The organism is Pontibacter anaerobius (genome assembly GCF_026241195.1).
Lineage (GTDB): Bacteria > Bacteroidota > Bacteroidia > Cytophagales > Hymenobacteraceae > Pontibacter > Pontibacter anaerobius.
Map to the genome: position 1 here is coordinate 36,462 of NZ_JAPFQO010000003.1, position 25,332 is coordinate 61,793.

Below are 25,332 nucleotides of genomic sequence, written 5' to 3' on the forward strand. Positions count from 1 at the left end.
TGATAGAAGCAGGACAACGAACGATTTTAGCTATACTTATTTATACTTCATTTTGTCATCCTGTAAGAATCTTTTGGGCGAGCCGCCAAGGCTTAATCTCCCCTCAAATAGGTTTCTTCCAGAATGACAGAAGAAGAATTATTATACTTATGCCGTTACTGCGTCGAGTTGGCCTCTGTACACCGCACCCGGAGCCGTAGCCTCTTTCGGGTTGTTGATGTGCCACTCAAACTCGTGGCGGAAGTGGCGAATAGCGCTGGCTACCGGCCAGGCGGCTGCGTCACCCAGCGGGCAAATGGTGTTACCCTCAATCTGCTTCGACACGCTTACCAGCAGGTCAATGTCTTGCTGGTGGCCATGGCCGTACTCGATGCGGTGCAGCACTTTCTCCATCCAGCCTGTACCCTCGCGGCATGGGCTACACTGGCCACATGACTCGTGGTGGTAGAAGCGGGCATAGTTCCACGTGTTACGCACAATGCACTGGTCTTCGTCAAACACGATAAAGGCACCCGAACCCAACATAGAGCCACTTACAAAACCACCGTCAGACAATGATTCGTAGGTCATCAGGCGATCTTCGCCGGCTGCTGTTTTAAGTATAAGGTTGGCTGGCAGAATCGGAACCGAAGAACCTCCCGGTACAACAGCCTTCAGCTGCTTTCCTTTCCAGATGCCGCCGCAGTACTGGTCTGAATAGATGAACTCCTCCACCGGCACACCTAGCTCAATTTCGTACACGCCAGGGTTGTTGATATTGCCGCTGGCCGAGATCAGCTTGGTACCTGTACTTCTACCGATACCTATCTTTGCATACTCTGCACCGCCGTTGTTCACAATCCACGGCACAGAAGAAATGGTTTCCACGTTGTTCACCACCGTTGGGCTTTGGAACAGACCCTTCACCGCCGGGAACGGAGGCTTGTTACGCGGGTTACCGCGCTTGCCTTCCAGAGACTCCAGCAGGGCTGTTTCCTCACCGCAGATATAGGCGCCACCACCCGGGGCCACGTGCAGGTCCAGGTCGTAGCCTGAGCCAAGTATGTTTTTGCCCAGCAAACCGGCCGCATACGCCTCCGCAATCGCCTTCTCCAGAATGCGCAGCACGAATAACAACTCGCCGCGAATGTAGATGTAGGACGTATTGGCACCCAGCGCGTAGCTGGAGGTAATCATACCCTCGATCAGCGCATGCGGGTTTTTCTCCATGAACCAGCGATCCTTGAAAGTACCCGGCTCTGACTCGTCGGCGTTACAAACGAGGTAGCGCGGAACACCCTCCGGCTTGGCCAGGAAGCTCCATTTCATACCCGTCGGGAAGCCAGCTCCACCACGGCCACGCAGGCCAGATGTCTTCACCTCTTCCACCACCTCTTCCGGAGACATCGTTTTCACAGCTTTCTCCACCGATTTGTAGCCGCCGTGCTTCCGATATACTTTCAGCGTCTCGATGCCGGGAACGTTGATATGCTCAGTTAATATTTTAAGTCCCATTGTAGCAGGATATATAGCTTAGCAGCCGGTTTATACTTTGGCCGCTTCGTTAAAACAGGTTTATTTCTTCCAGACCGGTGTTTCGTGCTCCTTGTTGCGCATCATCTCCAGAAACTGGTCCAGCTTCTCTTCTGAGTCGATGTTCTCGTAGAACAGCTCGCGCACCTGCAGCATCGGGCCTGTGCCGCAAGAGGCAAGGCACTCCACCGGCTTCAGCGTAAACATGCCATCGGCGGTGGTTTCGCCTTCCTCAATGTTCAGCTTCTGCTTGATCATGTCAATCATCTGGTCGGCGCCGCGCAGGCAGCAAGGGCCGGTGCGACATACCTCCAGCACGTGCTTTCCAACCGGCTTCAGGTTGAACATGGTGTAGAACGTGGCCACCTCGTATACTTCGATCGGCTGTATGTTCAGGATCTCGGCTACCTTGTCCATCACCTCCGGGCTAACCCAGCCACCAAACTCCGCCTGCGCAATGTGCAGGATCGGAAGTATAGCAGACTTCTGACGTCCTTCCGGGTAGTGGCTGATGTAGCGCTGGATCTCGGCCATCGCCTCATCAGAAAACTTTACTTCGTTTATTGTCTCTGCCATTTTTTCAATTGTCACTGATCATTTATCATTGATCAGTGTTAAATGGTAATTGATAGTTCTAATTAACCGTCCAGTTCGCCGGCGATAACGTTCAGGCTGCTTAGCGTTAGGATCGCGTCAGCCAGCTGCCCACCCTTGATCATCTCGGTGTAAGCCTGGTAATAGATAAAGCAAGGACGGCGGAAGTGCAGACGGTATGGTGTACGGCCACCATCGCTGATCAGGTAGAAGCCTAGTTCGCCGTTACCACCCTCTACGCTGTGATACACCTCGCCAACCGGAGCGTCTGTCTCACCCATCACAATCTTGAAGTGGTAGATCAGGGCTTCCATGCTGGTGTACACATCCTGCTTTGGAGGGAGGTAATAATGCGGCGCATCAGCGTGGTAAGAGCCTTCCGGCAGGTTTTTGTAGGCCTGCTCGATAATTTTTAAGCTCTGCCACACTTCCTCGTTGCGCACCAGGAAGCGGTCATAGGTATCGCCTTTGGTGCCTACCGGAATCTCGAAATCGAAATCCTCATAGGAAGAGTATGGGTTCATCACGCGCACGTCGTAGTCTACGCCGGCGGCGCGCAGGTTAGGACCTGTAAAGCCGTAGCTCAGGGCACGCTCCGCAGAAATAGCACCCACATCAGTGGTTCTGTCGATGAAGATACGGTTGCGGGTCAGCATTTTCTCAAACTCCGCCCATACTTTTGGGAAGCGCTTCAGGAACTCACCGATCATGTGCAGCGCTTTCGGCGACAGATCGCGCTCCATACCCCCGATGCGGCCCATGTTTGTCGTAAGACGCGCACCGCATACTTCCTCGTAAATATCGTAGATGTGCTCACGCTCCTGCATCACGTACAGGAAGCCGGTGAAGGCGCCGGAGTCCACACCCAGGATCGAGTTACAGATCAGGTGGTCGGAGATACGGGCCAACTCCATCATGATCACACGGATGTACTGCGCGCGCTTCGGCACGGTAATGCCCAGCAGCTTCTCTACCGTCATGTGATACCCCATGTTATTGATAGGGGCAGAGCAGTAGTTCATGCGGTCCGTCAGCGGCGTGATCTGGTAAAATGGCCTGCGCTCGGCAATCTTCTCGAAAGCGCGGTGGATGTAGCCGATGGTAGGCACCGCATCCACGATGATCTCGCCATCCATTTGCAGGATGTTCTGGAAGATACCATGCGTGGCCGGGTGCGTTGGCCCCAGGTTCAGCGTGGTAAGTTGCCGTTCTTCCTTAATGGCAAGTCCGTGGTCTTTGCGGAATTGCTCCAGTTCGGTCAGCTCGGCGGTTTTATTTTCAGTAGCCATTATGGTTTCTTTTCTGTCAGCTATTTTGTCGGAACTATGAAAAGCTGGCTTAACGTCCGAAATACGTGTTAATCTTATCTTCCCTTGTCTGGTCTTCCAGTGGGTACTGCTTCAGCATCGGGTGGTACTCCATCTCCTCGATGTTCAGGATGCGGGTCAGGTTCGGATGGCCCGTAAACTTAAAGCCATAAAAGTCGAATGCCTCGCGCTCCATCCAGTTGGCGGTGGCGTACAGGTCAGTCATGGTTGGCAACACCGGGTCATTGGCTGGCATATACACCTTTATGCGGATGCGGTAGTTGTGGCGCAGGCTGTGCAGCTGGTACATCATGCACATCTCTTGATCGCCCTTGCCCGGGTAATGAATACCTGCCATTGTGGTCAGGAAGCTGATCTGCAGTTCCTTGTCGTCGCGCAGGTATTTTATCAGCCCATGTATAGACTCGCGGTTGGTGGTGATCGTCATGATACCATCCGGGTTCATCGCGTCCCAGATGTTCGCTTCCCCAAACTCGCTGATGATCTTGCCGAGTACGTTTTCGTTCGTAAGCTCCATGCTGCTTATTTAATGTTGTAAGAGGCTAAGAGTGCCTGATATTCCGGAGAGTCGCGGCGTCTGAGCGACTCGCTTTCCGCCAGTTCCTGCACGCGCATCAGGCCGTCCAGGATCTGCTCAGGGCGTGGCGGGCAACCCGGCACGTACACGTCAACCGGCACTACGCGGTCAATGCCCTGCAACACGGAGTAAGTATCAAAAATACCGCCCGAAGAGGCGCAGGCACCCACAGCGATTACCCAGCGCGGCTCGGCCATCTGCTCGTATACCTGCTTTACCACAGGCCCCATCTTCTTGGCGATGGTGCCCATCACCATCAGGATGTCGGCCTGGCGTGGCGAGAAACTCGGGCGTTCCGAACCAAAGCGGGAAATATCATAGTTAGAGCCCATGGTAGCCATGTACTCAATACCGCAGCAGGAGGTGGCGAATGGTAATGGCCATAGCGAGTGCTTACGGGCCAGACCAATCACTTTTTCTAACGAAGTAGCAAAGAACCCTGCGCCGGAAATACCATCAGGGGCCTCAGCCATAATAATATCTTTATTCGTATCGCTCATTTCAAGGATATTTTATTTTACAAACAGGCACTTGGTGCCCGTAGATGCAACACTAAAGTGCTTGTTAAAGTTTAATCCTATTTCCAGTCCAGGATACCTTTTTTGATCACGTAGAAGAAGCCTGCCATGAGCAGTGTAATGAACGTGAGCATCTGCAGGAAACCGACAAATCCGAAGGCTTTGAAGTTTACCGCCCATGGGTACATGAAGATTACCTCCACATCAAACAGTACAAACAGGATGGCCGTCATAAAGTACTTGTAGGAAATCGGTGTGCGGGCATCGCCCACAGACTCAATACCGCTTTCCCAGGAGGCGCCTTTTACTTCACTGGTTCTTTTCGGACCCAGCAGGTGGGTGAGCACCAGTGCAAAAATCACGAACCCGAGTGCTGCTGCAAACTGGATAATGATAGGCAGGTAATCCGACGGTACATACTGATTTACAGTTGGTTCCATAACTATATGTCGCTTTCTTAAGATTTGGGAGCAAAATTAGGTATAAATAGCCATTAATCAAAAGTATACCTTACCAGTAAAATGCCTTAAAAGCGTTATAAGCCAGAAGTCTCGCAAAATAAAGTTAAAACAATATTCCAGGCTGGTGTTGCTGCACATGTAAACAAAAAGCCATGCCCTTTGCGGGGCATGGCCTCTGTTATTATACTTATAAAGTATAGTTTACTTGTTCTCGCCCAGGAATGGGTAACGGTAATCCACCGGCGGTACGAATGTCTCTTTAATAGAGCGGGCAGACACCCAGCGCAACAGGTTCAGCATAGACCCGGCCTTGTCGTTGGTGCCGGAAGCGCGCGCACCGCCAAACGGCTGCTGGCCAACCACGGCGCCAGTCGGCTTGTCGTTGATGTAGAAGTTGCCGGCCGCCTGGTCCAGGCGCTTGGTGGCGTACTCTACAATGTAACGGTCCTGGCTGAAGATAGCGCCAGTTAGGGCGTAAGGAGAGGTGGTGTTAACCAGTTCCACGGTATCCTCGAAATTATTCTCGTCATACACGTAGATCGTGATAACCGGTCCGAAGATCTCCTCGCACATGGTTACGTACTGCGGGTTTTTAGAAAGCAGCACGGTTGGCTCGATGAAGTAGCCCTTCGACTTGTCGTAGTTGCCACCGGCGATCACCTCCACCTCGTTGCTTTCCTTGGCATTGTCGATGTAGCGGGCAATCTTGTCAAAAGACTTCTCGTCGATTACGGCGTTGATGAAGTTGCCGAAATCCTCTGGAGCGCCCATTTTAAACGACTTCAGGTCTTCCTGCACGTAGCCTTTCACTTCTTCCCACAGGTTGCTCGGGATGTAGGCACGGGATGCGGCAGAACACTTCTGACCCTGGAACTCGAATGCGCCGCGGGAGATGGCCGTAGCCAGCGCCTTGGCGTCGGCAGACTTATGGGCAAGTATAAAGTCTTTGCCGCCGGTCTCACCAACGATGCGCGGGTAAGATTTATACTTGTGGATGTTGGTTCCGATGGTTTTCCAAATGTGCTGGAACACGCCTGTGCTGCCTGTAAAGTGAATACCGGCAAAATCAGAGTGATTAAAGATAACGTCACCGGTAGTAGGGCCGTCCACGTACACCAGGTTAATCACGCCGTCAGGCAGGCCGGCCTCTTTCAGCAGTTCCATGATCATGTGCGCAGCGTAGATCTGCGTGTGGGCAGGCTTCCAAACCACCACGTTGCCCATCATGGCCACAGAGGTTGGCAGGTTGCCGGCAATAGCCGTGAAGTTGAACGGCGTAAGCGCAAATATAAAGCCCTCCAGCGGACGGTGCTCCATGCGGTTCCAAACGCCCGGCGCAGATTCCGGCTGCATATGGTAAATTTCGGTGGCGTAGTGCACGTTAAAGCGCAGGAAATCCACCAGCTCGCAGGCAGAGTCGATCTCGGCCTGATAAGCGTTCTTCGACTGGCCCAGCATGGTGGCTGCGTTCAGTCTCGCTCTCCACGGTCCGGCCAATAGCTCAGCGGCTTTCAGGAAAATGCTGGCGCGGTGCTCCCAGCTCATGGCTGCCCAATCCTCGCGTGCGGCCAGCGCAGCGTTGATTGCCTGTTCCACGTGGGACGCATCGCCCTCGCTGAAGTGGCCCAGGATGTGCTGGTGGTCGTGCGGCTGCAGCATCGGCTGCTTGTTGTCCGTGTATACTTTGTCGCCGCCGATGTACATCGGTACATCCAGCTGCTGCGACTTCAGCTCTTTATAGGTGCGTAAAAGTTCCTCTTTTTCAGGAGAGCCAGGAGCGTAAGACTTTACAGGCTCATTTACTGGGGTTGGTACTCTAAAAAATCCGGTTGCCATTCGTTATATAGTTACAGATTTAGAATTAGATTTTCATACTTTAAATACGGCCTCTGCAGGCCTTCTAGACAAAGGTAAGGCTTATTATCCGATTTTCTGGCATGAACAGGCAACAGCTTTGGCACCATGCTTAAGGGGCGTCTACGTATGGCATCCGTACGCGTAGAAGGTGTCTCATGGCTATACTTTTTATCTTGGGCATCCCTGCCGCTGCTAAAATCTGTCTATACCTATTTTATTATATCCCAAAATTATTTATAACTTGATAGCGAGTAAGTAACAAATTGTCCGCTTGGACAATACACATACAAACGACATGAAAAAACTAACAGTAGGGGTATGGCTGCTTGCCCAGGCCATGCTTATGAGTTGCTCTCAAATCTCCACTGACAGCGCTGGCGTGACGGCCACCAACGAAGCGGGTGCAGAAACACAGGGCCTGGGGCTGAAGTTAGAATTGGCAGACAACCATTACCAGAACAGGGCGCAGTCCCGGTCGGTTTTAACGATCACCAACAATGGTCCGGAGGCGCTTCCTGCCAAAGGATGGAAGCTCTATTTTAACGGAGGCGCACTAAAATCTGCTGACTCTACGGTTGCAACCGTGCAGCACTTCAACGGCGACTTGCACTACCTGGCTCCGGGACCTGAGTTCAAGGAAATAGCGCCAGGGGCCTCGGCTACGGTAGAGGTGCTGGGCCGCGCTGTCGGGAATGTCTCCAACTTTCCTGTGGGGTTTTATATCGTGTATGATGCAGAGCCTGGAAAGGGTATACCTGTTTCGCTGGCAATTGAGCCGGGAGACCACTTTAATGAGGCCACCCAACAGTTCGCGGCGAAGGTCTACGAGGCTAATGCCGCTATACAGAACCTGCCGGCGACCGCACTCACCAAAGTTTTCCCAACCCCGGTTTCTTACCAGGAAAAAGGAGAGCCGTTTGTGCTGGACGCAAAGGTGACTGTGGTAGCTGACGCAGACTTCAGAAGAGAAGCAGAGCACCTTTCAGAGGCGCTAGCTACTGCAACAGGGCAGAAGCCCGCCATACTGGGTAGTGCTACCGGCAAGGCGATTTTTCTCAAGAAAAAGCCGGGCATGGGGGCAGAAGAGTACACACTAAGTGTAAACCCGGAGCGAATAGAGATAACCGCTTCCTCACCTGCCGGTGCATTTTACGGCATTCAATCGCTTAAAACGTTGCTGCCGGCTACGGCATATGCGGGTAAGGCAGCTACGGTAGAGGTAGCAGGCGTAGAAGTGAAGGATGCCCCGCGCTTTGGCTACAGGGGCTTTATGATGGACATGGCCCGCAACTTCCAGCCTAAGTCGGAGGTGCTGAAGGTGTTGGATGTGATGGCCCTGTACAAAATGAACAAGCTGCACTTCCACTTTAGTGAGGATGAGGGCTGGCGCCTTGAAATCCGTCCGTTGCCGGAGCTTACCTCTGTCGGCGGCACGCGCGCCCATACTACCGACGGCAGCAGCATCGTGCCTTCCTACGGCTCAGGGCCTGATGCAGGAAGCAAGGCAGGAACAGGCTTTTACAGCAGAGAGGATTTTATCGAGATACTGAAGTATGCGCGCGACCGCCACATAGAGGTGATTCCGGAGATTGAGTCTCCGGGCCATGCCAGGGCTGCTATAAAGGCCATGGATGCTCGCTATACGAGACTGGTGGCCGAGGGCAAAAAGGAGGAAGCAGAGCGCTACCTGCTGCGCGACCTGAACGATAAGTCAGTTTACCGCTCGGTGCAGGGCTGGAACGACAATATTATGGATGTGTCGCTGCCCTCTACCTACAACTTCCTGGAGACAGTGGTGGATGAGATCGTGGCCATGTATAAAGAGGCACAAGCACCGCTGAACACGATACACTTTGGTGGGGATGAGGTACCGGGAGGCGTTTGGGAGAAATCGCCATCCGTACAGCGGCTCATCAGCCAGAATCCGGCGGTTAAAGATACAGACGACATGTGGTATTACTACTTCGGCAAGGTGAACCAGATGCTGCAGGAGCGCGGCCTGTACCTGTCGGGTTGGGAGGAAATAGGCTTGCGAAAGGTAGTGGAGAACGGAAAAGTGAACTGGGTGCCTAACCAGCAGTTCGCTTCTGAGAACTTCCACGTGAATGTATGGAAGAACAGCCCCGGTTCAGGCGCCGAGGATCTGGCTTACCGCATGGCTAACGCCGGGTATAAAGTAATCCTGACGGGAGTAACCCACTTTTACCTGGATCTTGCCTATAACCCTACCTATAGCGAGCCAGGCCTAAACTGGGGCGGCTATGTAGACATCGACAAACCCTTTTACTTTATACCTTACGATTACCTCCGTAACCTGAAGGAAGATGACAGGGGCAACCCGCTGGACCGGTCCATCATCAAGAGCAAGGAGGCGCTGACGGAGAAAGGAAAGGCAAACATTGTGGGTATTGAAGCACCCCTTTGGTCTGAAACGAACAAAACGGCCGAAGACTTTGAGTATAAAATGCTGCCCAAACTGCTAGGCGTGGCCGAGCGGGCTTGGGCAAAAGACCCTGACTGGGCAAAAGAAAAAGACCCGGCAAAAAGCGAAAAGCTCTACAGCCAGGCCTGGTCCGGGTTTATCAACGTGGTAGGTAAGAGAGAACTGCCACGGCTGGATTACTACGCAGGAGGGTATCAGTACAGAATACCGACCGCAGGTGCAAAGGTGGTAGACGGAAAGGTGGCGGCCAATGTGCAGTTCCCTGGCTTTACCATTCGGTACACGACAGACGGTACAGAGCCAACTGCAAGCAGCCCTGCCTACTCTGGCCCTATTACGGCAACCGGAGCAGTGAAGCTACGAGTGTTTAATGCTGCAGGAAGGGGAGGGCACACCATAACCGTACAAAACCAAAGTACAATGTAAACAGCAGGTAGCTGTGGAAAGGCTGAATTGAAAATGGCCTACAGGTTGCAGTGCGCAGTCTGTAGGCCATACTTTTTTATACAGAATTGCTTTACTGCTTATCATCTTCATACCAGCCGACTGGCTACTCATACTTTTCTGCCACGCGGGTATACCTCTTTAGGCTGCCATAGAGTAACTACAGGTATTGTGATCCGGATTTTGGCTTCTGTGTTACATGGTTCATACAGCCAGTAAACAGGGCTTGGGGCCTGTAGGTATAGGGTCGTTAAGTTCTTATTAGATAATTGGAACTTAAAAACTTCTGTCATTCTTTTAAGAAACTTGGTGGAAAAAGAGGGCCCCTCCCCCGGGAGGTTAAGCCTATACTACCCAGCAACCAAGATCCTTTCGGGATGACAAAAAAGTTAGAATTTAACGGCCTAACCTGCAGGCATAAACCGCTTTAGCCTGGGGGCACGGTAAGACCGCTGCATGGCTATATCCCGGGTGTATGCAATTGCACGCTATTATACTTCAGTCTGCTGTGCCGGCTGGGCTTAGGCGAGGGCTTGGCCTGGAAGTATATTCTGAAGTACAGTGTAACAAAAATTGCACTGAATAGCGTATAACGTTCCTGCTGTTGCCAATTTGCGGCGGCTGAACTTAAATTTTAGTACTATGAAAAAATCGAACAGAACCTACGCAAAAGTAATGCTGGCCGCGGCCCTTGGCTTTTCTTTTGCTGCCGAGGCCACAAACTATACTTCTACCAACGCTAAGGCTGCGGTAATTACGACACAAGACGACCAGAACATGCTGCCAATGCAGCAGGAGCTGCTGGGGGAGTATGCCGATATCAAAGCTTTAACAGCGCAGAACATGCGTCAGGCTTACATCACGTTTATGGAGAGTGTGCGGGAGCAGAAAGGCCCCTGGGCCGACGAGGAGTGGCAAAACGCCAAGAACCTACTTGAGAAGTTGAACGCGCACAAAGAAACTGTGGAGAAGGAACTTGGCACCGACGACAAGGCTAAGATCAAGATGCTGCAGGCCGAGTTTAGATCGTTGGAGACAACAGGCGATATCAAAGACTAAGTATACAGCCAAGTATAAACAAAAAAGGCGATGGTTTTCCATCGCCTTTTTTGTTGCTTACAAAATCTGCTTCAGCTCACTCAGGCAGCTGATCTCGTAGGTAGGCTTTGGCTTTTTGCGGGCTTTGTTTCTCTCCGGGTTAAAGTACACCTGGTCAATGCCGGCGTTGCGGGCGCCCTCAATATCGCACTCATAGTTATCACCTATCATGAGGCACTCCTCGGGGCGCACGTTCACCCTGTCGAGCAGGTGCCTGAACATGCGCTGGTCCGGCTTTTTAAACCCGCAGCACTCCGATGTTACCACCTCCTTAAAGTAATTATGCAGCAAGGCGGCGCCCATTTTTACCTGCTGTACCTCCTTAAAGCCGTTGGTGATGATGTGCAGGCCGTACTTTGGCTGCAGGTACTCCAGTACGTCATAGGTATAAGGGAAAACGGCCGTTTTGGTAGGGCAAAGCGAAATGTATGCCTCTGAGATGCCCTCTGGCACCTCATGCTCAGCTAGCCCCAGCCCTGTCAGGGTTTTAACGAAGCGGCTCTTGCGCAACTCCTGCTGGGTTATCTTGCCTTTGTTGTAGAGGTCCCAGAGGCGGGTGTTTACGAATTTATACTTGCGGTAAAACGAGTCGCAGGTAAACTTACCGTGCTTGGCCAGCTCAAACTGCTCATACAAAGTATAAAGGGTCTCTTCGGAGTTCTTCTCAAAATCCCACAGCGTATGGTCCAGGTCGAAGAGGATGTGTGTGTATGTCTTCATAAAAGTTTAAAGGGTCAGGTAAGAGTAAAACGCCTCAAGGGGGTGGATGTTTTAGAAAAGTGAAAGAAAGAGAGGGGCTTCTGCGGAACTGCTACACTAAAACATTGGTTCGGGAGTTATACTTTACGGGCCTGTTAAGACGGTACCCAGCGGCGGTTCTGCAGCTTGGTAACGGCCAGCTCGCGGTTAGAGTATAAAATATTGTATACCTCCAGGTCTTTCTGCAGGGCGCTGTCGCGCTCCATGTAGGTAAAGATCTGGTTCACAAAGTCGGCAGCCTCATCCTTTACAGAGTAATACACCCACTGGTCCAGTTTGCGGGGGGCCACCAGCCCGGCGTTGCGCAGGTAAGCCAGGTGGCGCGAAGTCTTGGTCTGCGTAAAGTCCAGTACTTGCTCCAGGTCGGAGGTGCACATCTCGCGGTTGCGCAAAATCAGGTGAAGGATGCGGAGCCTGGATTCGTCGGCAAGGGCCTTGAGTATCTGCTGCCCGAAGGCCAGGCTGAAGTGTTTTAGTCTCATAGGGCAGTGGTATTGGCTGAGGGCAGTGTGAACAAAATTAGCCAAAAGTGGCTATTATAAAAGAATTAATAAGTATAATTGTGTCTATGATCTTTCCTGCCGTACCCCATGCTTCTCTTTCTCAGTTTCTGAAGTGGTTGTGGCTGCCGCTGTTGTTTTTGCTGCTGTTGCCGGACCAGGCGCAGGCGCAATCCAAGAAGCGCGTGGTGCAGCTATCGGGCTTTGTGGCCACCGGCGACAGCCTGTATGGCGTGGCAGGGGCAGGCGTGTACGTGCCAGGCACCAACCGCGGTTCCTATACCAACGACTACGGCTACTTCTCCATGCCGGTGCTGGCTGGCGATAGTGTGCTGTTCAGCGCGCTGGGCTTTAAGGCACAGTACCTCATCATCCCCGAAAACTACGAGAGCCAGAGCTACTCCATCATCATGCAAATGCAGGAAGACCCCACCGAGCTACCAACAGTGGAGGTGTTCCCGTGGCCAACCGAGCGCGACTTTAAAGAGGCAGTGGCCAATGTAAGGCTACCCGATAAGGGCAATGCCATCATTACCCGCGACCTGGACCCCCGCCGGCTGGAGGAACTGGCCCGTATTACCCCGATGAGCGATGCACAGAATTACCGCTTCTGGCAAAACCAGCAGATACAGCACCAGCAGAACCGCATTATGGCCCCTACGGTGAATATGCTGGCCATACCTGCGCTGCTCCGTGGCTTGCTCAATGGCGGTAACAAGTAAGCTGTGTCTGTTTTAAGTACAATTACTGTGCTGCTTCGGCAAATATAAGTATAGCATGATTTATACCCTGTAGCAACAGGAAACGGCCTTTTGGCAACCAACAAATACACTATCCGTTTGTTGCCAATGAGGTGCCGTGCGTATACAATAGTGTAATGGCACCCGCACGTGCTAATCCCTATTTTGCTAAATAAATCATACTATGCTTGAACCGGAACAACTCTCCCTTAACATCCCTGATACCACTAAGCCCCGCGTAGTGATTATTGGCGGAGGCTTTGGAGGTATAAACCTTGCCAAAAAACTATCGGGTAAGGATTTTCAGGTGGTGATGTTCGATAAGCAGAACTACCATGGCTTCTGGCCGCTACTGTACCAGGTGGCCACCGCCGGCCTGGAGCCTGACTCCATCGCCGAGCCGCTACGCAAGATGTTCGGCGCCGATGATTACGAAGATTTCCACTTCCGCCTGGTAAAAGTTACCGGCATCAACCCGGAAACCAGAACAGTAACCACCCTTATCGGCGATATCGCTTACGATTACCTGGTAATTGCCACGGGCACCAAACCCAACTACTTTGGCAACGACCAGATCAAGAAGTTCTCTTTCCCGCTGAAGCAGGTGCCGGAGGCCCTGAATTTGCGTAGCCAGATTTTGCAGTGTTTTGAGCAGGCCAACATGACCAAGGACCCAGCCATGCGCCAGGAGCTGATGAACTTCGTGATTGTGGGTGGCGGGCCAACCGGCGTGGAACTTGCCGGTGCCCTGGCCGAGATGCGCAGCCACGTACTGCCAACCGACTACCCGGGCCTGGACTTTGGGCAGATGAACATTATACTGGTGGAAGGTATGGACCGCGTATTGCCCCCCATGTCGACGGAGGCCAGTGAGAAAACATTTAAATACCTGAAAGAGCTTGGGGTGGATATGCGCCTGAACACACTGGTAGAGTCCTATGACGGCGTACTGGTGACGCTGAAGAGCGGCGAGCAGATCCGGACCAACACATTGATCTGGGCGGCTGGCGTATCTGGCGCGCTGATACCGGGCCTGCCGGAGACATCGGTGGAGCGGGGCCGCATACTGGTAAACGACTACAACCAGGTGCTGGGCTTCGATAACATCTTCGCTATCGGGGATATCGCCTTCATGAAGACGCCCGAGTTTCCGAAGGGGCATCCGGGGGTGGCGCAGCCTGCCATACAGCAGGGCAAGCTGCTGAGCAAGAACCTGAAACGTATGCTGCGCAGGGAGCCGCTGGAGCCATTCAAGTATAAGGATAAAGGATCGCTGGCCATCATCGGGCGTAACCGCGCTGTGGCCGACTTACCGGGCAACATGCACTTCGGTGGGTTTTTTGCCTGGGTTATCTGGCTGTTTGTGCACGTGATGGCGCTGGTAGGCTTCCGCAATAAGCTGGTGGTGCTCAGCAACTGGATCTACAAATTCTTTACCTATGAGAACGGCACCCGCCTCATCATCCGCCCGTTCGTGCGCCGCGGCGACAGGGCCAAACGCAAGTTTATAGACAAGTATGCGGGAGACTAGGGAGGTACAGAGTTTAGGAGTTTGGGAGTTAAAAAGGCTTTACCCTGGTTCCCCTCATGGGAGGGGCAGGGGTGGGTGTATTTTGCTGCTGATGTAAACAAACATTGCTGTTTTGGCAGTAGCAAGAGCAGCAAGTATAGGTTTTACGCCGGCGCAAGCCTTCGCTTGTGCATCATCAAAGTATAATACAAAAAGCGCCTGCAGATAAGTTCTGCAGGCGCTTTTTGTATCAGGCTAACGTATAAATTACTACTGGCCGCTGCCGCTTTGGCCACCACCGCGGTTGCTGGTGGCGCGCTCACGCTGCATTGGGTTAGAACGCTCACGTTGCTGCTGCTTGTAAATCTCGAAACGGGACGGTGCCACCTGGCGCGGGAAAGCGTTGTCAGAAAGGTCCGTATCTGCGGTTTGCAGGTATGGGTCCAGCTCGAAGCTTACCACCGGTTTCTCTGTGATGAACACTTTTGTGATCTCGTCGTTGTTGTAGCGCCAGATCTCCGCCGGTATGTTTACCACTTCCTCAGAGCCATCCTCATATGCCATGCGTACGATCAGTGGCATAACAAGGCCACCTTGGTTCTCGAAGCTCACTTCGTAGAAGTTCAGGCCTGAGTTAAGCTTCTCCTTCTGCTCCGGCGAAAGCTGGCCCAGGAACTGGCGGTATGCCTGTTCATCCTGTGCTGTGGTAGCCAGTGGGTCATAGGTGTTGTAGAAATCATTCAGCTCAGGGCGCAGTTCAACGCGCGTCTTTTTAATATCTGTCAGGTTGCGCTGCTGCGACAGGGTTTTAGGAGCCTTGTTCTGCTGCTCGCGCACTTGGGCGTTCACAAAGGCTGGGTCCTGTGAGTCGATAGTATACCACTTTACATCCGTCATAGCAATGTCGGTATGGTCGGTGGTGTAGAACCAGCCTCTCCAGAACCAATCCAGGTCCACGCCAGAGGCATCTTCCATGGTACGGAAGAAGTCGGCAGGCATCGGGTGTTTAAAAGCCCAGCGCTTGGCGTACTCTTTAAAGGCATAGTCGAACAGCTCGCGGCCCATTACTGTTTCACGTAAAACATTCAGGGCGGTGGCCGGCTTGCCGTAGGCGTTGTTACCAAACTGCAGCACCGATTCTGAGTTGGTCATGATCGGCACCTGCGTGTTTTTGGCGCTCTTCATGTACTCCACAATATCCTGTGGCTCCCCGCGGCGCGATGGGTAGGTGCGTTCCCACTCCTGCTCGGCCAGGTACTGCATAAAAGTGTTCAGGCCTTCGTCCATCCATGTCCACTGGCGCTCATCCGAGTTAATGATCATCGGGAAGAAGTTATGGCCCACTTCGTGGATGATCACCGAGATCAGGCCATACTTGGTGCGGTCTGAGTAGGTTCCGTCAGGCTCTGGGCGGTAACCGTTGAAAGATAGCATCGGGTACTCCATGCCACCCACCGGGCCATGCACGGAGATAGCCACCGGGTAAGGGTAATCAATAGTGTGTTTGGAGTATACTTCCAGCGTATGCGCCACGGCCTCGGTAGAGTACTGGCCCCAAAGCGGGTTGCCCTCTTTCGGGTAGTATGACATGGCCAGCACGTTCTTGCCGCCCACTTTCACGTTCATGGCATCCCATATAAACTTACGGGAGCTGGCCCAGGCAAAATCGCGCACGTTGTCGGCAGCGTATACCCAGGTTTTCTTGTTCTTGGCTTTGGTTTTTTCAGCTTTCTCGGCTTCCTCCTGCGTCACGATCACCACGGGCTTGTCGCTCTTGGCTGCTTGTGCCCAACGCTTCTGGTGCGTAGAAGAAAGTACCTGGCCTGCATTCTGCAGCTCGCCGGTGGCGGCTACCACGTGGTCGGCAGGTACGGTGATGCTCACCTTGTAGTCGCCGAAAGGCAGGGCAAACTCGCCGCTACCCAAGAACTGCTTGTGCTGCCAGCCGTTTACGTCGTCGTACACGGCCATTCTTGGGAACCACTGGGCCATCTCGTAGAGGTAGTTATCATCTTCCGGGAAGTACTCGTAGCCAGAGCGGCCACCCAGCGTTTTCTGGTTGTTGATGTTATGTTTCCAGTCGATGCTGAAGGTTGTGCTCTGGTTCGGCTTCAGTGGAGAAGGCAGGTCGATACGCATCATGGTGTTGTTGATGGTATACTTCAGGGCTTTTCCGCCACGGTCTGCCACCTTGCTTATCTTAAAGCCTCCGTCAAACTTCTCACGCGTCATGTACTCTACGGCACGCAGCGGCATCTCCTTCTGCAGTTCCGCTGTGCGCGTCAGGTTGCTCATGGAGTTCGGCTCAAAGATATTCTGGTCCAGCTGCACCCACAGGTAAGTAAGCACATCCGGCGAGTTGTTGGTATAGGTGATGGTTTCGGAACCGGTGATAGCTTGGTTCGCATCATCAAGCTCAACTTTTATGGTATAGTCAGCGCGCTGCTGCCAGTACTGGTGACCCGGTGCGCCCGATGCCGAACGGTAGGTGTTAGGGGTAGGTAGCTCCTGCGCCAGCTGGGCGAACTTGGTGTCTTGTGCCAGTGCCGCCAGCGGGCCTGCCACCAAGCCCACCAGGGCCAAACCTGCTACAATGTTTCTCATGTGGATTTAGTTAGAATAGGTTTAGTTAGGATAGATGAAGTATAGATTAGAGGTGATTTGCTCTTTAGGGTTTAATTTCTGAATGTTAAAATATATTGGTTTCCATCATCATGATCAGGGCAATGCCGGCTGCAGCGCTTGACAGTACCATGATCCAGTCGCGTTTACTGGCCCGGAACAGCGTCATGATGAGGAAGCCCGCTACCAGCAGTATGGTTACGATCAGGAGCTGACCCAGCTCAATGCCAATGTTAAAGGCCAGCAGCTGCTGCCAGATATTTCCGCTTCGGCCCAGCATCTGACGCAGGAAGTTTGAGAATCCCATACCATGGATCAGGCCAAAGAACACAGCCATCAGGTTGTGCAGCGACAGGACAGTACCTTGCTTACTGGCGGCCCCCTTCAGCTTAAAAAAATTAACGACACAGGTTAATAGTATGGTAGCCGGTATCAGGAACTCTATTAAGGCAGAATCGAAACGGATGATATTAAAGGTTGCCAGCGCCAGCGTGATGCTGTGGCCAATGGTGAAGCTCGTGACCAGTGCAAGCACTTTCTTCCAGTCCTGCAACGTATAAATGGCGCACAAGGCCAGCAGGAAGAGCATGTGGTCGTAGGCCTTGAAATCGAAAATATGATGAAAGCCGAGCTCTATGTAAGTATAAAAAACAGATGACACCGCGCTGGTTTGATTTAGGTGAAGGTTAAGCTAAGTGGCAAATTACGCATCATCGGTTAAACATGCAATGTTGTGTCTGGCAGGTGTTGTGGCAGTAGTTGGTAAATCGACGAACAGCGGGATTTGTTCTATCAGTTAAGCGGGAGAAATTGATTTTGGTGCTTCTCTTGCTGGTGCTTTTCTGCTTTAGCCGCTGCTACCTTTAACTTGATTGAGCCAAGCTATCCTTACTAGCTGCTGCTGATCCTCAGTCTTATAAGCGACTTTTTCCATTTCTGGCCTTGGCTCCCTCAGGCCCGGGAGGGCTCGTCTTCCCGCATCGCGCTGTGTACATTTCCTTTGCTCCTGCGTTGCAATTTCGCTGAAGCGAAACCGAAAATCTACAAGGCGCTCAACGGAAAGACTGGGAATCATTTCGATAGCCACTGCCTTCGCTATACAATAGGAACTAAATTCCTCTCCTTGGAGGGGCTGGGGGTGGGTTTACACCTGCAGAAGCTCCCTCCCCTGTTTTTAGGGGAGGGCTGGGGAGAGGTGAAACTCCCCTCATCGGAGGGCAGGGGTGGGTTTGGGCAGGTAAGTAGCTACCTGCCCGAGCTATACCAGCAGCAACCCAGTTTATACTTCACCTAGCAGGCACAAGCGGCCGCGTGCGCCAGGAAATGTGCTTAACAAAAGCTTCATTTCCTTTCTTGCAACATATAAGCCTGCCACAGGTTATACATACTTTTAAGCAAGATTTCATACCTTAGCTTAAACATCACCTTCTAAAACATACCATGCACAAGCTCTTTAACCTAGACTCCCGAAAACTGGTAAACAGAACAGCGCTGGCCCTGACGGGTGTAGCACTGGCAATGGCCGGCTGTAACACCGCCACTGAACAGCAGGACGCAGCAACTACAGCAACAGCAGAACCAGAAAGTATGAAAGCAACAACGCTATACGTAGGGTCCTACGCCGATCCTGATGCGGAGAGTATTTACCTGTACAGCCTGAACCCGGAAACCGGCGAACTGACGCGTGAGAGCAGCTTTAAGGCTGGTGCAAATCCTTCGTACCTGACCTTGGACAATGCAGGCAAGTACCTGTATGCCGTAAACGAAACGCAGGATTTTGAAGGGAAAAAGAGTGGTGCCGTGAGTGCCTTTTCGGTAAGCGATGGAGGCAAAAACCTGACCCTGCTGAACCGTGTAGCCTCTGAGGGTGGTGCTCCATGTTATATCTCGCTGCAGGATAGCACCGTGCTGGTGGCCAATTACATGGGCGGCAATGTGGCAGCGCTGCCGGTGCAGCAAAACGGGCAACTGGGGCAGGCAAATATGGTGCAGCACGAAGGCACCGGGCCAAACAAGGAGCGGCAGAACGAGCCGCACGCCCATTACATCGCCCCGTCGCCGGATGGCAAGTATAGCTTTGCCGTGGACCTGGGTGCCGATAAGGTGTTCGGGTATAAAGTAGAGGAGGGGAAGCTGGTGCCACATAACCCTGCGATAGCCTATGCGGCAGCGCCGGGCTCTGGTCCGCGCCACATGGTTTTTCACCCGAATGGCAGGTATGCCTACCTGCTGCACGAGCTAAACTCTACTGTAACGGCCATGGCTTACGATGCTGACAAAGGCACATTCTCTGAGAAACAAACGCTTACCACACTACCCGAAGGGTTTGAAGGGGATAGCTACCCGGCAGCGGTAAAAGTCTCAGCGGATGGTAAATACCTGTACACTTCTAACCGTGGGCACAACAGCATAACCGTATTCGCCATCTCTGAGGACGGCGGTAACCTAACGCCGGTACAGCACATGAGTACCGGCGGCGACTGGCCCCGCGACTTCTCCATTGATCCATCAGGAAATATTCTGCTTGTCGCCAATGAGCGATCCAACAATATCACCTCCTTTAAAATAGATAAAGCCACCGGAAAACTGACGGCCACCGGCCACGAGACGCAGGTGCACAAACCGGTGAACCTGGTGTTCAGGTAACCTGAAGTATAAAGCAGAAGGGCCAGCTACAGTAGCTGGCCCTTCTGCTTTATACTTGTCTTAGTCTGTTACCCGCTCCATGGTGGTCCTGGTTTTGCCATCTTTAGAGGCGTGTATCATTTTATTCTTCCCCTCCCACGAAACCAGCGCGGTGTCTACGTGAGAGCCATACCTGATGCTGAGGATCTGGTTTTCAGGGTCGTAGTAATAGCCGCCGCTCAGGCCGCGCCCGTCCGCATCCAGCTCCATCCTGAACTGCCCTGACTCCTCAAAAACTAACCGCATGGTGCTTTGGCGAAGGGTGTTCTCCATGTTGCTCTCGGCTTTGGCCGCTTTGTCGTTCCCAATCTGCATGTCCACCAGTTTCCAGCTGCCTACAACAGAGTATCCATTCTGCTGCCTGGCAAACGTAAAGCCGAACAGTGCGCAAAGTATAAGCAGGGCGACAAGCGGGTAGAGTGGTTTCATGCAGGTGTGGTGCGGTAAAAGTTTGTTGCTTCGGATTTATACTTTAGAACTGTACGTAAACAGACCAAAGTGCAATATTGTTGTTACATCTATATTTACGTAAGTATAACTGATGTTGCCGCTGAATATTGGCTTTATCTGTGCAAAGGCTTTCCCGGGATTACGGGCGAGCTCCGCCTTTGTATTAGCCGGCAGTGGCAAAGGTTGGAGGATAATAACTACACTATGATAGAGGTACTGCCTGAAACACAGGGTGATATGCTGGCTGTGCGGGTAAGCGGCGAGCTGACTAACGAGGACTTTGACCTGTACCGCGAGCTGATCCGCGACAGGATGAGAAAGTATGGCGCCGCCCGCTTATACTATGAAATGATCCACCTTGACCTAAACCGGGTAAAGCCAGGCGCCGCCCTGGAAAACGCCTTCTTCGACCTGGTGCATGGCCGGGAGTACGGACGAGTAGCTATGGTGGGGGAGAAGGTGTGGCAGGAGTGGGCAGCCAAGCTTATCAGCCCGGTTAAGAAAAAAGGCGTGCGCTACTTCGATCTGCACGAGCGGGAGCAGGCCATGCAGTGGGTGCAGGAAGGGAAGGTGTAAACAGACGCTCGCAGTGTGCGGAACTCCTGCGAGCGTCTGGCAAGTATAGCAGCTATTGCGTCAGCGACGCAGCCCTGACCTTCTGAAAAAACAGCAGGTGGTACTCCAGCGAGTTGCCCCAGTAAGGCCAGGTATGCGCGCCGGGGCGTTCGATATACTCATGCGGGATTTTCTCGTACACCATGCGCCGGTGCAGTTCGCGGTTATCCTCAATCAGAAAATCATCCACACCGCAATCAATCATAAATGACAGTCCGCTTGCCTTTAGCTGAGGCGTCATATACACAATGGAGCTTTGGCGAAACAGCTCCTGGTTCTCAGGCTTGGGCCCGAGCACGGCCTCTATGCTTTGGCGCAGCTTTTCCTGCTCTATATTTGCCACATTCAGGGCGCCGCTCATACTTCCTGCCGCCAGGTATAAAGAAGGGTTGCGCGATGCCAGGTAAAGCGCTCCGTGCCCGCCCATACTTAAACCCGATATAAACCGGCCGTTCTTGTTGGCAATGGTTTTATACTTGCCGTCCACTTCCTGCAGCAACTCCTTCGTGATATAGGTTTCGTATTGGCTGCCCTTGTCCACGGGGCTATCGTAGTACCAGCTGCTGAAGCCGCCTTCCGGGGTAACGATGATAAGCTGGTACTTATCGGCCATTTGCTGCAGCAGGTCTTTTTGAGGTGGTGTTTTAAGCCAGTCGCTGAAGCCGCCGCTGTAGCCGTGCAGTAAGTATAAAACCGGGTAGGGTCCGTTCTTTTTCTTGCCGTAGTTCTCAGGCGTTACAATGCCCGCCTTCAGTGTTTTCTGCATCGAGGAGCTCTGGATGGCAAGCGTGTCCACTTTGGCCTGTGCAGAAAGGATCGTGAGGGTGAGGAAAAGGAGGAGGGTTAAGCATTTCTTTTGCATAGTATCGAGGTATGGTTGCTGCTGCAAAGTATAGAATTTACGGACCTGTTTCAAGCTTGTAGCTTGGAGCGGAAATGGAGCAAGCTTTCAGCTTGCGAAAGTATAAAGTAGCCGTTACACAAACTGAAAGCTTGCCTCAATAAAAGCCACGAGCTGAAAGCTCGCGGCAGGAGCGTCGCAGGGAATTTATTCGATCAAGATGATATCAACTAACCCCTTGTTGCCTGCATAATCTCTGGCGCTACTATACAAAAAATCCCATGGCTCTTCTACAAAGCCAGCTTCCACGGGGTTTTGGTGCAAGTAATCCAGCTTTTGTTGTAAGAGAAAGTTTGTCGAGAGTTCGATGGGGTGATTGTGGTGCTGCCAGAATTGATACACCTCGGTATTTGAGTTACGGCTGCCGGCGCGTTTAAACATCCAGAGAAGCCAGTCCTTCCGGCTTTCCTGATTGTGCTCTTCAATAAGTTTGAGAATAGCTTTGGCCGTATGGCGTTTCATATCGCGCAGGATACCTTCCATGGGTTCTGCGCTACTGCCAATAATCAAATGTACATGGTTACTCATGATGCACCAGGCATAAACCTCCAGGCCTTTGTGTTTGATGCAGTACTGCAAGCTCTCCACCACAATCTCTTTATACTCCCGCCTCACAAACACATCGATCCAGTTCAGAACGGCAAAGGAAACAAAGTATAGTTTTGTCTGGTCCTGAAATTTATAGTTGCGACTCATGCTGCAGCTAACTCATAAAGTTAGCGTCTGGTTACATTTCCTGCCGCGAGCTTTCAGCTCGTGGTGGTGTATGGGGCAAGCTTTCAGCTTGTGTAACGGCTACTTTATACTTTCGCAAGCTGAAAGCTTGCCTCACGCAAAGCCACAAGCAGGATGCTTGCGGCAGTATCAGCAAAAATAAAACCCCGCCACTCCAATGGAATAGCGGGGTCTATGCTAAAATCTAAACTTTAATCTTACTTTATTTCTCAGTCTATTTCTCCGATGGGATCTCCACATCCACGTTATTGAAACGAATCGCACCGTTGTCTAGTACCGCCTCTACCACAGAATCTTTGTTAATTCTGCCGGACAGGATCTCCTTGGACAACTCGTTCAGCACCTGGCGCTGTATCACGCGCTTCAGCGGTCGGGCGCCGAATTGCGGATCGTAGCCCTGCTCGCCCAGGTAATCCAGCACTTCGTCGGTAGCCACCAGTTGGATGCCGGCTTCCTCCAGACGGTCCTGGATGTGGCCGAACTGGATGCTGACGATCTTGCGGATGTCGCCACGGCTCAGCGGACGGAACATCACCAGCTCATCAATGCGGTTCAGGAACTCCGGCCTAACCGACTTCTTCAGCAGCTCAAACACTTCATCCTTGGTCTGCTCGATTATCTCGTCATGGTTGGCTGGTGTCATCCTTTCAAAATTGCTCTGGATGATATGGGAACCGATGTTCGAGGTCATGATGATGATCGTGTTCTTGAAGTTCACCACGCGGCCTTTGCTATCGGTCAGGCGGCCATCGTCGAGCACCTGCAAAAGTATGTTAAACACGTCCGGGTGCGCTTTCTCGATCTCGTCGAGCAGTACCACAGAGTATGGCTTGCGTCGAACAGCCTCGGTCAGTTGGCCTCCTTCTTCGTAGCCCACGTATCCCGGAGGCGCTCCCACCATACGGCTCACCGCGTGGCGCTCCTGGTACTCACTCATGTCGATACGCACCATCGCGTTCTCGTCGTTGAACAGGTAATCGGCCAGCGCCTTGGCAAGCTCTGTTTTACCCACACCGGTTGTACCCAGGAAGATGAACGAACCGATCGGACGTTTCGGGTCTTGCATACCGGCGCGGCTTCGGCGCACAGCATCCGAGATCGCCTCAATCGCCTCCTCCTGTCCGGCCACGCGCTTGCCCAGCTCCTGCTCCAAATGGAGTAGTTTTTCGCGATCGCTTTGCAGCATTTTGCTCACCGGTATTCCGGTCCACTTGGCTACTACCTCGGCGATGTCCTCAGCGTTCACTTCCTCCTTCAGCATCGGGTTCTCGCCCTGCATCTGGCGAACCTGCTCTTGCAGCTCCTTCAGGTGCGCTTCCGCCTCCTGAATCTTGCCGTAACGCAGCTCCGCCACACGGCCATAGTCGCCACTGCGCTCTGCCTGCTCCGCCTCCAGTTTATACTGCTCAATGTTCTCTTTTTCTTTCTGAATACCCTCGATGATCTGCTTCTCGTTCTGCCATTTGGCTTTCAGGTCATCGCGCTTCGTAGAAAGATCCGCAATCTCCTTCGAGAGCACGGTTTCCTTGTCTTTGTCATTTTCCCGACGGATAGCCTCACGCTCGATCTCCAGCTGCATGATGCGGCGCTGCAACTCGTCCAGCTCCACCGGCAACGAGTCGATCTCGATGCGTAACTTGGCAGCAGCCTCGTCCATCAAGTCAATCGCCTTGTCTGGCAGAAAGCGGTCTGTGATGTAGCGGTTTGACAGCTCCACCGCAGCAATGATCGCATCGTCTTTAATACGCACCCCGTGGTGTACCTCATACTTATCCTTGATACCGCGAAGTATGGAAATGGCATCCGGCACGCTTGGCTCATCCACCATCACCGCCTGGAAACGACGCTCCAGCGCTTTATCCTTCTCAATATATTTCTGGTACTCTTTCAGGGTCGTTGCACCGATGGCATGCAGTTCGCCGCGAGCAAGGGCTGGTTTCAGCAGGTTGGCGGCGTCCATGGCGCTTTCGCCACCCGCGCCGGCACCGATCAAAGTATGGATCTCGTCGATGAAGAGGATGATCTCGCCCTCAGCGTCTGTTACCTCTTTAATCACTGCTTTCAAACGCTCCTCAAACTCCCCTTTATACTTGGCGCCCGCCACCAGCAGACCCATGTCCAGGCTCATCAGCGTTTTGTTTTTCAGGTTCTCGGGCACGTCGCCAGACACCATGCGTTGTGCCAGGCCTTCCACGATGGCGGTTTTACCCACGCCAGGCTCACCGAGCAGCACCGGGTTGTTTTTAGTACGACGGCTCAGGATCTGCAACACACGACGGATTTCCTCGTCACGGCCAATCACCGGGTCTATTTTGCCAGCACGGGCCAATTCGTTCAGGTTTTTAGCGTAACGCTTGAGTGAGTTATACTTGGCCTCGGCGTTCTGATCGGTTACCTTGGTCCCGCCACGCAACTCCTTGATCGCTTTTTTAAGGTCTTTTTCGTTAAAGCCAACATCCTTCATCAAGCCAGCCACTTTATCGCGGCCTGCTAAAATGCCTAGAAGCATGTGCTCGATGGCCACATACTCATCGCCGAACTCCTTCAGCAGAGAAGTAGCTTTCTGTAAAGCCGCCGCCGCATCGTTAGCCAAATACGGACTGCCGCCGCTCACTTTCGGGTAAGCCGCCACAATCTCATCCAGCTTGCTGTGCAGGATGTTACCGTTAATGTTTAGTTTCTGGAGCAGGAAGTTTGTTACATTCTCGTCTGTCTCCAGTATTGCTTTTAAAATATGCCCCGTCTCAATAGCCTGCTGCTGGTTGCCGCCTGCTATCTCGGTGGCCTTCTGGATGGCCTCCTGGGCTTTGATGGTATAGTTATTAAAATTCATATTGCCTTTGTCTGTTTTCCTTCATTTTAATTCTACGAGCATTCTAGCAAAGTATACACCAATGGTATTATTGGGTGGTTTTACTGTAATTATGTCATGTTTTGAAAGGTGTAATTTGTAGAATTCGGACTATTTGTCTGAATCAGGATT

General features: G+C 52.4%; 21 protein-coding genes. 6 read left to right on the plus strand and 15 right to left on the minus strand.

Going from position 1 to position 25,332, the window contains the following annotated elements:
* Positions 1 to 147: 147 nt before the first annotated feature.
* The 7 genes from nuoF to pruA all read right to left on the minus strand — a co-directional run bounded on the left by nuoF (position 148) and on the right by pruA (position 6,826).
* Positions 148 to 1,494: an NADH-quinone oxidoreductase subunit NuoF gene (gene nuoF, locus OO017_RS05790; protein ID WP_266051516.1), complete on the minus strand. Its 1,347-nt coding sequence runs from the start codon at positions 1,492 to 1,494 to the stop codon at positions 148 to 150.
* A 60-nt stretch (positions 1,495 to 1,554) separates the two neighbouring features.
* Complete coding sequence (locus OO017_RS05795) at positions 1,555 to 2,088, minus strand: NADH-quinone oxidoreductase subunit NuoE family protein (protein WP_266051517.1); 534 nt, start codon at positions 2,086 to 2,088, stop codon at positions 1,555 to 1,557.
* A gap of 62 nt (positions 2,089 to 2,150) precedes the next feature.
* A complete protein-coding gene (gene nuoD / locus OO017_RS05800) occupies positions 2,151 to 3,395 on the minus strand; it encodes an NADH dehydrogenase (quinone) subunit D (RefSeq protein WP_266051518.1) in 1,245 nt (414 codons plus the stop codon).
* A gap of 49 nt (positions 3,396 to 3,444) precedes the next feature.
* A complete protein-coding gene (locus tag OO017_RS05805) occupies positions 3,445 to 3,951 on the minus strand; it encodes an NADH-quinone oxidoreductase subunit C (protein WP_266051519.1) in 507 nt (168 codons plus the stop codon).
* Positions 3,952 to 3,956: 5 nt separating this feature from the next.
* Positions 3,957 to 4,511: an NADH-quinone oxidoreductase subunit B gene (locus OO017_RS05810; RefSeq protein ID WP_304608441.1), complete on the minus strand. Its 555-nt coding sequence runs from the start codon at positions 4,509 to 4,511 to the stop codon at positions 3,957 to 3,959.
* Between the two features lie 77 nt (positions 4,512 to 4,588).
* Positions 4,589 to 4,969 carry an NADH-quinone oxidoreductase subunit A gene (locus OO017_RS05815; protein WP_266051520.1) on the minus strand — a complete coding sequence of 127 codons (381 nt, stop codon included), beginning with the start codon at positions 4,967 to 4,969 and terminating at the stop codon, positions 4,589 to 4,591.
* Positions 4,970 to 5,191: 222 nt separating this feature from the next.
* Positions 5,192 to 6,826 carry an L-glutamate gamma-semialdehyde dehydrogenase gene (gene pruA, locus OO017_RS05820; protein WP_266051521.1) on the minus strand — a complete coding sequence of 545 codons (1,635 nt, stop codon included), beginning with the start codon at positions 6,824 to 6,826 and terminating at the stop codon, positions 5,192 to 5,194.
* Positions 6,827 to 7,142: 316 nt separating this feature from the next.
* On the opposite strand from pruA, the gene OO017_RS05825 reads away from it, so the two are divergent.
* Positions 7,143 to 9,716, plus strand: a complete 2,574-nt coding sequence (locus OO017_RS05825) for a family 20 glycosylhydrolase (protein ID WP_266051522.1) — start codon at positions 7,143 to 7,145, stop codon at positions 9,714 to 9,716.
* 660 nt (positions 9,717 to 10,376) lie between these two features.
* Positions 10,377 to 10,793 (plus strand): hypothetical protein, encoded by a 417-nt coding sequence (locus tag OO017_RS05830; protein ID WP_266051523.1) that lies wholly within the window; start codon positions 10,377 to 10,379, stop codon positions 10,791 to 10,793.
* 57 nt (positions 10,794 to 10,850) lie between these two features.
* Here OO017_RS05830 and OO017_RS05835 read toward each other — a convergent pair whose 3' ends face one another.
* Together OO017_RS05835 and OO017_RS05840 are read right to left on the minus strand one after the other, a co-directional pair.
* Positions 10,851 to 11,552 carry a YjjG family noncanonical pyrimidine nucleotidase gene (locus tag OO017_RS05835; protein ID WP_266051524.1) on the minus strand — a complete coding sequence of 234 codons (702 nt, stop codon included), beginning with the start codon at positions 11,550 to 11,552 and terminating at the stop codon, positions 10,851 to 10,853.
* A 134-nt stretch (positions 11,553 to 11,686) separates the two neighbouring features.
* Positions 11,687 to 12,073, minus strand: a complete 387-nt coding sequence (locus OO017_RS05840) for an ArsR/SmtB family transcription factor (RefSeq protein ID WP_266051525.1) — start codon at positions 12,071 to 12,073, stop codon at positions 11,687 to 11,689.
* A gap of 47 nt (positions 12,074 to 12,120) precedes the next feature.
* On the opposite strand from OO017_RS05840, the gene OO017_RS05845 reads away from it, so the two are divergent.
* Both OO017_RS05845 and OO017_RS05850 read left to right on the plus strand, forming a co-directional pair.
* Positions 12,121 to 12,813 carry a carboxypeptidase-like regulatory domain-containing protein gene (locus tag OO017_RS05845; RefSeq protein ID WP_266051526.1) on the plus strand — a complete coding sequence of 231 codons (693 nt, stop codon included), beginning with the start codon at positions 12,121 to 12,123 and terminating at the stop codon, positions 12,811 to 12,813.
* Positions 12,814 to 13,015: 202 nt separating this feature from the next.
* Complete coding sequence (locus OO017_RS05850) at positions 13,016 to 14,362, plus strand: NAD(P)/FAD-dependent oxidoreductase (protein WP_266051527.1); 1,347 nt, start codon at positions 13,016 to 13,018, stop codon at positions 14,360 to 14,362.
* Between the two features lie 249 nt (positions 14,363 to 14,611).
* Here OO017_RS05850 and OO017_RS05855 read toward each other — a convergent pair whose 3' ends face one another.
* Together OO017_RS05855 and OO017_RS05860 are read right to left on the minus strand one after the other, a co-directional pair.
* The gene (locus OO017_RS05855) at positions 14,612 to 16,945 is read right to left on the minus strand and encodes a M1 family metallopeptidase (protein WP_266051528.1); all 2,334 of its coding nucleotides are present in this window, start codon (positions 16,943 to 16,945) and stop codon (positions 14,612 to 14,614) included.
* An 85-nt stretch (positions 16,946 to 17,030) separates the two neighbouring features.
* A complete protein-coding gene (locus OO017_RS05860; RefSeq protein ID WP_266051529.1) occupies positions 17,031 to 17,624 on the minus strand; it encodes a HupE/UreJ family protein in 594 nt (197 codons plus the stop codon).
* A gap of 779 nt (positions 17,625 to 18,403) precedes the next feature.
* On the opposite strand from OO017_RS05860, the gene OO017_RS05865 reads away from it, so the two are divergent.
* Complete coding sequence (locus tag OO017_RS05865; protein WP_266051530.1) at positions 18,404 to 19,609, plus strand: lactonase family protein; 1,206 nt, start codon at positions 18,404 to 18,406, stop codon at positions 19,607 to 19,609.
* Positions 19,610 to 19,669: 60 nt separating this feature from the next.
* Here OO017_RS05865 and OO017_RS05870 read toward each other — a convergent pair whose 3' ends face one another.
* The gene (locus OO017_RS05870) at positions 19,670 to 20,077 is read right to left on the minus strand and encodes a hypothetical protein (protein ID WP_266051531.1); all 408 of its coding nucleotides are present in this window, start codon (positions 20,075 to 20,077) and stop codon (positions 19,670 to 19,672) included.
* Positions 20,078 to 20,302: 225 nt separating this feature from the next.
* Here OO017_RS05870 and OO017_RS05875 point away from each other — a divergent pair, with 225 nt between their 5' ends.
* Positions 20,303 to 20,674, plus strand: coding sequence for a SpoIIAA family protein (locus OO017_RS05875; protein WP_266051532.1), 372 nt, complete (start codon positions 20,303 to 20,305; stop codon positions 20,672 to 20,674).
* Positions 20,675 to 20,726: 52 nt separating this feature from the next.
* Here OO017_RS05875 and OO017_RS05880 read toward each other — a convergent pair whose 3' ends face one another.
* The 3 genes from OO017_RS05880 to clpB all read right to left on the minus strand — a co-directional run bounded on the left by OO017_RS05880 (position 20,727) and on the right by clpB (position 25,182).
* On the minus strand, positions 20,727 to 21,575 hold the full coding sequence (locus tag OO017_RS05880) for an alpha/beta hydrolase (RefSeq protein ID WP_266051533.1): 849 nt from the start codon (positions 21,573 to 21,575) through the stop codon (positions 20,727 to 20,729).
* Between the two features lie 186 nt (positions 21,576 to 21,761).
* A complete protein-coding gene (locus tag OO017_RS05885; RefSeq protein WP_266051534.1) occupies positions 21,762 to 22,310 on the minus strand; it encodes an REP-associated tyrosine transposase in 549 nt (182 codons plus the stop codon).
* A 253-nt stretch (positions 22,311 to 22,563) separates the two neighbouring features.
* Complete coding sequence (gene clpB, locus OO017_RS05890; RefSeq protein WP_266051535.1) at positions 22,564 to 25,182, minus strand: ATP-dependent chaperone ClpB; 2,619 nt, start codon at positions 25,180 to 25,182, stop codon at positions 22,564 to 22,566.
* Positions 25,183 to 25,332: the final 150 nt, after the last annotated feature.